Source organism: Pseudomonas palmensis, assembly GCF_017848315.1.
In the GTDB taxonomy this organism is placed as follows: Bacteria; Pseudomonadota; Gammaproteobacteria; order Pseudomonadales; family Pseudomonadaceae; genus Aquipseudomonas; species Aquipseudomonas palmensis.
The window spans coordinates 71,448-79,485 of record NZ_JAFKEC010000020.1 but is presented as its reverse complement, the minus strand read 5'-3'; the positions used below and the strand labels follow the sequence as shown (position 1 = coordinate 79,485).

The following is an 8,038-nucleotide window of genomic DNA, read 5'->3' as shown; positions in this document are numbered from 1 at the left end:
ATCGCCGCCATGGGGGCTGGCGGGTCGCTGGACATGGCGGCGATCATCAGCAGCATCGTCGGCGGTGGTGCCGGCGGCGCGGTGCTGACGTTCGTGGCCGGGTTCATCAAGTCGAAGATGCAGGCGCGCTAGGCGTAGTACGTGGTGGGCTCTTCGCGGGGCAAGCCCGCTCCCACAAGGCCGGCGTGAGCCCCTGTGGGAGCGGGCGTGACCCGCGAAAGGCCAGCGGCTTCAGTGCAGAATCTGCGCCAGGAAGCCCTTGGCCCGATCACTCTGCGGGTTGTTGAAGAACGCCTCGGGCGGGGCATCCTCGATGATCTGCCCGCCGTCCAGAAACAGCACGCGCTCGGCCACCTGTCGCGCAAAGCCCATTTCGTGGGTCACACACAGCATGGTCATGCCGGTGTCGGCAAGCTTGACCAGCACATCCAGCACTTCGGCGACCATCTCCGGGTCCAGTGCCGAGGTCGGCTCGTCGAACAGCATGATCTTTGGCTTCATGCACAGCGCCCGGGCGATTGCCACGCGCTGCTGCTGCCCGCCCGACAGCTGGCTGGGGTACTTGCCCGCCTGGCTCTCGATGCCCACCTTGTTCAGGTAGAACCGTGCCCGCTCCTCGGCCTCCTTGCGCGACAGGCCGCGCACGCTCATCGGCGCCAGGGTGCAATTGTCGAGCACGCTCATGTGCGGGAACAGGTTGAAGTGCTGGAACACCATGCCGATCTCGCTGCGCACCTCGGCGGCCTGGCGCGTGGTCAGCGCCAGGTCGGTGTCGTTGACCAGCAGGGTGCCTTTTTCGGCGATCTCCAGGCGGTTGATGCAGCGGATCAGCGTCGACTTGCCCGAGCCGGACGGCCCGCACAGCACGATGCGCTCACCTTCACGCACCTTGAGGTCGACGTCGCGCAGTACGTGAAAGTCGCCATAGAACTTGTTCAGCCCGTCGATGCTCACCACGACCTTGCGCGGGTCGGGGTGCGTGTCGGGGCGTGCAGCGGCAAGGCTCAGTGGTGCGGTCATGTTGTTGTTCTCCGCGATCTCAGTGTTCGAAGCGGTCGGCGCCATAGGGCGTCGGGTCGGTAAAGGTGTTTTCGCCGGTGATCATTTCTGCCAGCAGGCGCCCGCATACCGGGCCCAGGGTGAGGCCGTGGTGGGCGTGGCCGAAGTTGAACCACAGGCCCTTGTGCCGCGGCGCCGGGCCGATCACCGGGCGCATGTCCGGCAGGCAGGGGCGTCGGCCCAGCCACGGCGCGTCCTGGGTGCGCTCGCCCAGCGGGAACAGCTGGCGGGCGATGGCTTCGCAGCGCTGCAACTGGACCTCGTTGGCCGCATCGTCGCTGGCGGCGAACTCGATGCCGGTGGTCAGGCGAATGCCCTGGGCCATCGGTGCCAGCACGAAGCCGCCCTGCACGTCGCACAGTGAATGCTTGAGTGCAGCACCGGCCTTGGCATGAAAATGTACGTGATAGCCGCGCTTGACCTCCAACGGGATGTCGTAGCCCAGCGGGCGGAACAGCTCGCCTGCCTGCGGGCCCAGCGCGATCACCGCCTCCGGTGCAGTGACCGGGCCCTGGCGGGTGTCGACCTGCCATTCGCTGGCCACCTGGCGCAGGGTGCGCGCATCGCCCTGGATGAACTGCCCGCCGCGCTTGACGAACAGCGCCGCGTAACCGCGGGTGAGGCCGCCGGGGTTGCTCACGGTCTTGGGGTCGAGCCAGTGGATGCCGCCCACGGCGTTGGCGCTCAGGTCTGGTTCGCGATCGTGCAACTGCTGCTTGTCGAGAATCTCGAACTGCAGGCCGTAGGGCTTGAGCGCCTGGGCATCGGCCACGGCCTGGGCCAGGGCAGGCTGGGTGCGGTACACCTCGATCCAGCCCTTGGCCTGCACCATGGCGCCCAGTTCGGCGGCCTCGATCAGTGCGTCGTGTTCCTCGACGCAGCGCTGCACCAGCGGCAGCATGGCGCGGGTGGCCTCGGCCAGGGGCGCCGGGGCAGAGTTCTTCCAGTACTGCAGCAACCAGGGCGCGGCCTTGGGCAGGTAGCTGAAGCTGTAGCGCACGTCGGGCTGGCGGTTGAGGCCGTAGCGCAGCAGCTTGGACAGCTCGCGCGGGAAGGCATAGGGGATCACGCTGGAGCGCTCGATCAGGCCGGCATTGCCGTGGCTGGTGCCGCTGCCCGGTTCGTCACGGTCGATCAGGATCACCTTGCGCCCGCGTGCTTGCAGGTGCAGGGCCGTGGAAACACCGACGATACCGGCGCCCAGAACGATGGTTTGGCAATGCATGAAAAAATCCTCTACGGCTACGGTTCAGCGCAGGTGGCGGCCCAGTCGGGCTTCTATGTGTTTGAGGCTGCGGCGCACGATCTCCACGATCAGCAGGTAGAGCACCGCGGCCCACAGGTAGATCTGGAAGTCGAAACTGCGCGAGAAGGCCAGCTTGGTCACGCCCATCAGGTCGTAGATGGTCACCAGCGAGGCGATTGCACTGGCCTTGATCATCAGAATCAGCTCGTTGCCCAGCGGGCCGATGGCCACGATCAGCGACTGCGGCAGGATCACCTTGAAGAAGGTCGTCGAGCGCTTCAGGCTCAGTGCCCTGGCCGCCTCGTATTGCCCTGGGGCCACGGCCATCAGGCTGCCGCGAAAGATCTCGGCCTGGTAGGCGGCGGTGTTCAGGGTGAAGGCCAGCAGGGTGCAGTACCAGGCTTCGCGGAAGAACCACCACATGCCGACGTCCTGCCAGAAGCTCTTGAGCGAGCCCAACCCGTAGTACAGCAGAAACAGCTGCGCCAGCAGCGGCGAGCCCCGGAAGAAGTAGATGTAGCCGGCGCTCAGGCGTTGCAGCAGCACGTTGTTCGACAGCCGCGCCAGCGCCAGCAGCAGGCCCAGCAGGGCGCCCAGGGTGAAGGAGATGGCCACCAGTTTGCCGGTGACCAGCAGCCCGTCGATAAAGCGCGGGCCGTAGCGTTCGAGCAGGTCGGGGTCGACGAAGAACGCCAGCAGGGCATCGAGATTCATGTGCGTGCACTCCGCAGGTGACGGCTGGTGTGGCGTTCGATATAGGCGAAGACCCGGCCCGACAGCGCCGAGAACAGCAGGTAGCCCAGGCAGGCGACGGTGTAGAAGAACATCGGCTCCTTGGTCACGCTGACGGCCAGGTTGGTCTGGCGCATCAGGTCGACCAGCGAGATGGTCGACACCAGCGAGGTGTCCTTGAGCAGCGACAGCCAGTTGTTCGACAGGCCCGGCAGGGCGATGCGCACCAGCTGCGGGAACACCACCTTGCGGAAGGTGGTGGTTTTGCTCAGGCCCAGCGCGGCCGAGGCCTCGTACTGGCCCTTGGGAATGGTCTTGAACGCGCCCAGCCAGATTTCACTGGAAAACGCGGCGAACACCAGGCTGAAGGCGATCATGGCGGCGAGGAAGGTATTGATCATCACCTCGCCCTCGTAGCCCATGGCGGTGAGGATCTTCTGCGCGGCGATCTGGCAGCCGTAATAGATGATCAGCAGCGTGAGCAGTTCGGGCAGGCCGCGAAATACCGTGGAGAACACGGTGGCCCAGGCGCGCGGAAAGCGTTTTTTCGAGCGGGCGGCCAGCGCCACGCCCAGGCCCAGCGGCAGGCCGATGGGCAGGCAGGCCAGGGCCAGGGAAATGGTCACCAGGGCGCCGGCCAGCAGGGCCTGGCCCCAGCCGCCGCTGGCGAAGGATAACAGGGACAGTTGTTCGATCATGCGCGAACCCTCGGCAAGACAACAGGGCCTCTTCGCCGGCAAGCCGGCTGCCACAGGGTCGCGGTTGACGCAAAACCCTGTGGGAGCTGGCTTGCCAGCGAATGCGGTCTTACTGGTAGATATCGAAGTCGAAGTATTTGCTGGAGATCTTCTGGTAAGTCCCGTTGGCGACGATCTCGTCCAGGGCCTTGTTCAGGCGCTCGCGCAGCGCCTCGTCTTCCTTGCGCACGGCGATAGAGGCATCGGCGGTGGTGCCCTTGACGTCACCCAGGATCTTGCAGCAGTCCTTGCCTGCCTTGCCCAGCCATTCGAGCAGCGGAAACTTGTCGGCAATCACCCCGTCCAGGCGCCCGGCGGCGAGGTCCGCGTTGGCTTCGTCCAGGGTCGGGTACAGCTTGACGTCGGCACCGGCCTTGCCATACACGTCTTCGGCGTAGATCGCCTGGGTGGAGGAGGACTGCGCGCCCACCGTGTAGCCCTTGAAGTCGGTCTGCGCGTCGGTGATCTCGCTGTCCTTGGGCACTGCGACCGACAGCGGCGTCTTGTAGTAGTGGTTGGTGAAGGCGATTTTCTTGCGGCGCTCTTCGGTGTTGATCATCGAGGCCACCACGGCGTCGTACTTCTTGGCCATCAGCGCCGGGATGATGCCTTCCCAGTCCTGGGCGACCACGGTGCACTCGACCTTCATCTGTTCGCACAGGGCCTTGGCGATGTCCACGTCAAAGCCGTGCAGCTGGTTCTTGGAGTCGACGTAGTTGAACGGCGGGTAGGCGCCTTCGGTGGCGATCTTCAGGGTTTCGGCCTGGGCCGAGGTGATGCCGGCGAACAGCAGCGCGCATGCGCCTGCAAAGCGGAGGACGGGTTTCATGAAACACCTCGTGGTTGATTGCACTCTTGCTATTGTTTGCTCGTTGACGTGTAGCCAACGAATTCGTTGTTTAGAGCGGCAGTTGCTTCCAAGCGTTTTTCAACATCCGGCCCGAGCTTCTTGCAGACCTCGTTGACCATCAGGTGTACCCACGACAGCATCGTCGCGGTGGACTCCCAGAACAGATTGAATTCGGTGGGGATGCGAAACACCTCGTCGGCGTTGGCATCGGCCCAGTCACAGAAGGTGTCGGTAACCAGTGTTACCGGGATGCCCGCTTCGCGTGCCTTGCGACACAGCACCAAGGCGTGGCGCGAGTAGCGGCGCGCCTCGAACACCACCAGCGCGCAGTCGTGCGAGGCGCTGAGCAGCACTTCGCCGAAGTGCCCGGCGCTGCCGTCCACCACCTGCACGCCATCGCGCAGGTATTGCAGCAGGTGGCTCATGCACTGGGCGATACCGCGCTCGGTCTGGAACCCGGCAATGAATACCCGGCGCCGTTCGGCCAGGCGCCGGGCCACGGTGTGCCAGGCCTCGGTGCGGCTGTACTCGTAGACCCGCACCAGGGCGGCGACCTCCAGCTCGAGGCTGCGCGCGCGGTCGATGTCGTCCTTGCCCTGTTGTTGGCGAAATTCTTGCAACCGATCACCGACCAGCCATGGGCCATCGCCCAGGTCGTCCTTGAGATCGTGCTTGAGGGCCTTGAGGTGCTCGTAGCCGAGCGAGCGGCAGAAACGCCCGACACTCGATTCGCTGACGCCGATTTTTGCCGCCAGGCTGGCCGAGGTCTCGAAGGGCAGGTCGGTGAAATGGGCGAGCATGTACGTGGCGATCTTGCGACCCGAGGCCGCCGCATGTTGCAGGCTGTTTTCCAGGCGTTGCTTGATCGGTTGGCTCACGGACGATTCTCGACGGCGGTTGCGCTGGGAATAGAAAATGAATGTTTTCTGTCATCAAGTCAACATTTGACAGTTTGCTGTCAATCGGAGGAAAGTCCGCTATCGCTCACTGCTGTCGCCCATACCAATTCCAACAAGGGAGCTTCAGATGTCCGCAGCTGTTCACCACTTGCCCCAGGCCGATCTCGAGCGCCTGTTGCAGCAGATTTTCGTGCGCCACGGCACCAGCGAATCGGTTGCCCGCACGCTGGCCGCCAACTGCGCCAGCGCCCAGCGCGACGGCGCCCATAGCCACGGGGTATTCCGGATTCCCGCCTATGTGTCGACCCTGGCCAGTGGCTGGGTCAACGGCACGGCGGTGCCCCAGGTGCAGGACGTGGCCAGCGGCTACGTACGGGTCGATGCCGGGGGCGGTTTTGCCCAGCCGGCGCTCGAGGCGGCGCGGGCGCTGCTGGTGGAAAAGGCCCGCAGTGCCGGCATTGCGGTGCTGGCGATACACAACTCGCATCACTTCGCGGCCCTGTGGCCGGATGTCGAGCCCTTTGCCGAAGAAGGCCTGGTGGCCCTGAGCGTGGTCAACAGCATGACCTGCGTGGTGCCGCATGGCGCGCGCAAGCCACTGTTCGGTACCAACCCCATCGCGTTCGCCGCACCCTGTGCCGGGCATGCGCCGATCGTGTTCGACATGGCCACCAGCGCCATCGCCCATGGTGACGTGCAGATTGCCGCGCGCAAGGGCGAGCGGTTGCCCGAAGGCATGGGCGTGGACCGCGACGGGCAGCCGACCTGCGATCCGCAGGCGATTCTCGACGGCGGTGCCTTGCTGCCCTTTGGCGGACACAAGGGCTCGGCGCTGTCGATGATGGTCGAGTTGCTGGCCGCGGCGCTGACCGGCGGCAACTTCTCGTTCGAGTTCGACTGGTCGCAGCACCCGGGCGCCAAGACCCCGTGGACCGGGCAACTGGTGATCGTGATCGACCCGACCAAGGCCGAAGGCAGCCGTTTTGCCGAGCGCAGCCGTGAACTGGTGGAACAGATGCAGGCGGTAGGCCTGACCCGCATGCCCGGCGAGCGGCGCTTGCGTGAGCGCGAGGCGTCGGCGCGGGACGGGGTGAGCGTAACGGCGCAGGAGTTCGAGCAGTTGCAGGTGTTGGCCAAGGGGTGACCCGCGGCCTTTTCGCCGGCGGATGCATGCGCAGCTGCACTGATCAGTTGCATCCAGGGTCATGTCACAAATCGGCGGCTACAGGTATCCTCGGCAGCGTCTTTCACGATTTGCCCAGACCCAAGGAGCTGCACGCTGTGTTCAAACATGTCGATGCCTATGCCGGCGATCCGATTCTCTCCCTGATGGAGACCTTCAAGGCCGATCCGCGTGCCAACAAGGTCAACCTGAGCATCGGCCTGTATTACGACGCCGCCGGTGTGGTGCCACAGCTGGCGGCAGTGGGCGAGGCGGAAAAACGCCTGGCCGACCAGCCCCATGAAGCCTCGCTGTACCTGCCGATGGAAGGCCTGGGCAGCTACCGCCAGGCGATCCAGGCGCTGCTGTTCGGCGCCGATCACCCGGCCGTGGGTGGCGCACGTGTGGCCACCGTGCAGACCGTGGGCGGCTCGGGTGCGCTGAAGGTCGGTGCCGACTTCCTCAAGCGCTATTTCGCCGACTCGCAGGTATGGGTCAGCGACCCGACCTGGGACAACCACCGCGCGATCTTCGAAGGCGCCGGGTTCAAGGTCAACACCTACCCGTACTTCGACCCGGCCACCCGTGGCCTGGACTTCGACGGCATGCTCGCCACCCTGCAGACCCTGCCGGCCAACAGCATCGTGCTGCTGCACCCGTGCTGCCACAACCCGACCGGGGTCGACCTGAACCAGGCGCAATGGCAGCAGGTGATCGAGGTGGTCAAGGCGCGCGAGCTGATTCCGTTCCTCGATATCGCCTACCAGGGCTTCGGTGAAGGCCTGGACGCCGACGCCTACGCCATTCGCGAGTTTGCCCGCGCCGGCGTGCCGTGCCTGGTCAGCAACTCGTTCTCCAAGATCTTCTCGCTGTATGGCGAGCGGGTTGGCGGCCTGTCGGTGGTCTGTGACGACAGCGCCACCGCGCAGAGCGTGCTGGGCCAGCTCAAGGCGACCGTGCGCCGCAACTACTCCAGCCCGCCCAACTTCGGTGCGCAACTGGTTGCGACGGTGCTTGGCGATGCCGGCCTGAATGCCCAGTGGCAGGCTGAAGTGGAGGGGATGCGCCTGCGTATCCTGGACATGCGCCAGGCGCTGGTGGATGCACTGGCGGTGCTGCTGCCGGGTCAGAACTTCGACTTCTTCCTGAGCCAGCGCGGCATGTTCAGCTACACCGGCTTCAGCGTGGAGCAGGTACGCCGGCTGCGTGACGAGTTCGGCGTGTACCTGATCGACAGCGGCCGGGTGTGCATGTCGGGCGTGCGCCCGGACAACCTGCAGCAGGTGGCCGAAGCGTTCGCGGCGGTGCACAAGACCGCATAACGGCCAGTTGCGGCTCAAGCCCGCTCCCACA

8 protein-coding genes are annotated in these 8,038 nt (G+C 65.2%); 2 read left to right on the top strand and 6 right to left on the bottom strand.

Going from position 1 to position 8,038, the window contains the following annotated elements; translation table 11 throughout:
- Window positions 1-231: 231 nt before the first annotated feature.
- The 6 genes from JZZ72_RS13265 to JZZ72_RS13240 all read right to left on the bottom strand — a co-directional run bounded on the left by JZZ72_RS13265 (window position 232) and on the right by JZZ72_RS13240 (window position 5,502).
- Complete coding sequence (locus JZZ72_RS13265) at window positions 232-1,020, bottom strand: amino acid ABC transporter ATP-binding protein (RefSeq protein ID WP_043861496.1); 789 nt, start codon at window positions 1,018-1,020, stop codon at window positions 232-234.
- 19 nt (window positions 1,021-1,039) lie between these two features.
- Window positions 1,040-2,284 carry an NAD(P)/FAD-dependent oxidoreductase gene (locus tag JZZ72_RS13260; RefSeq protein WP_054914584.1) on the bottom strand — a complete coding sequence of 415 codons (1,245 nt, stop codon included), beginning with the start codon at window positions 2,282-2,284 and terminating at the stop codon, window positions 1,040-1,042.
- A 24-nt stretch (window positions 2,285-2,308) separates the two neighbouring features.
- A complete protein-coding gene (locus JZZ72_RS13255; RefSeq protein ID WP_043861426.1) occupies window positions 2,309-3,019 on the bottom strand; it encodes an ABC transporter permease in 711 nt (236 codons plus the stop codon).
- Window positions 3,016-3,735 (bottom strand): ABC transporter permease, encoded by a 720-nt coding sequence (locus JZZ72_RS13250; protein ID WP_043861427.1) that lies wholly within the window; start codon window positions 3,733-3,735, stop codon window positions 3,016-3,018. The genes JZZ72_RS13255 and JZZ72_RS13250 overlap by 4 nt, the downstream gene beginning before the upstream one ends.
- Window positions 3,736-3,844: 109 nt before the next feature.
- Complete coding sequence (locus JZZ72_RS13245) at window positions 3,845-4,603, bottom strand: ABC transporter substrate-binding protein (RefSeq protein ID WP_054914583.1); 759 nt, start codon at window positions 4,601-4,603, stop codon at window positions 3,845-3,847.
- A gap of 29 nt (window positions 4,604-4,632) precedes the next feature.
- Window positions 4,633-5,502: a MurR/RpiR family transcriptional regulator gene (locus JZZ72_RS13240; protein WP_210014547.1), complete on the bottom strand. Its 870-nt coding sequence runs from the start codon at window positions 5,500-5,502 to the stop codon at window positions 4,633-4,635.
- A gap of 148 nt (window positions 5,503-5,650) precedes the next feature.
- Between JZZ72_RS13240 and JZZ72_RS13235 the strand changes: the two genes are divergently transcribed.
- Both JZZ72_RS13235 and JZZ72_RS13230 read left to right on the top strand, forming a co-directional pair.
- The gene (locus tag JZZ72_RS13235) at window positions 5,651-6,667 is read left to right on the top strand and encodes an Ldh family oxidoreductase (RefSeq protein ID WP_054914582.1); all 1,017 of its coding nucleotides are present in this window, start codon (window positions 5,651-5,653) and stop codon (window positions 6,665-6,667) included.
- A 137-nt stretch (window positions 6,668-6,804) separates the two neighbouring features.
- The gene (locus tag JZZ72_RS13230; RefSeq protein ID WP_043861431.1) at window positions 6,805-8,007 is read left to right on the top strand and encodes an amino acid aminotransferase; all 1,203 of its coding nucleotides are present in this window, start codon (window positions 6,805-6,807) and stop codon (window positions 8,005-8,007) included.
- Window positions 8,008-8,038: the final 31 nt, after the last annotated feature.

What these genes read in the sequence shown, in the direction of transcription:
- JZZ72_RS13235 (WP_054914582.1), top strand. Translation starts at nt 5,651, where the DNA reads ATGTCCGCAGCTGTTCACCACTTGCCCCAGGCCGATCTCGAGCGCCTG.
- JZZ72_RS13250 (WP_043861427.1), bottom strand. Translation starts at nt 3,735, where the DNA reads ATGATCGAACAACTGTCCCTGTTATCCTTCGCCAGCGGCGGCTGGGGC.
- JZZ72_RS13265 (WP_043861496.1), bottom strand. Translation starts at nt 1,020, where the DNA reads ATGACCGCACCACTGAGCCTTGCCGCTGCACGCCCCGACACGCACCCC.
- JZZ72_RS13260 (WP_054914584.1), bottom strand. Translation starts at nt 2,284, where the DNA reads ATGCATTGCCAAACCATCGTTCTGGGCGCCGGTATCGTCGGTGTTTCC.
- JZZ72_RS13255 (WP_043861426.1), bottom strand. Translation starts at nt 3,019, where the DNA reads ATGAATCTCGATGCCCTGCTGGCGTTCTTCGTCGACCCCGACCTGCTC.
- JZZ72_RS13245 (WP_054914583.1), bottom strand. Translation starts at nt 4,603, where the DNA reads ATGAAACCCGTCCTCCGCTTTGCAGGCGCATGCGCGCTGCTGTTCGCC.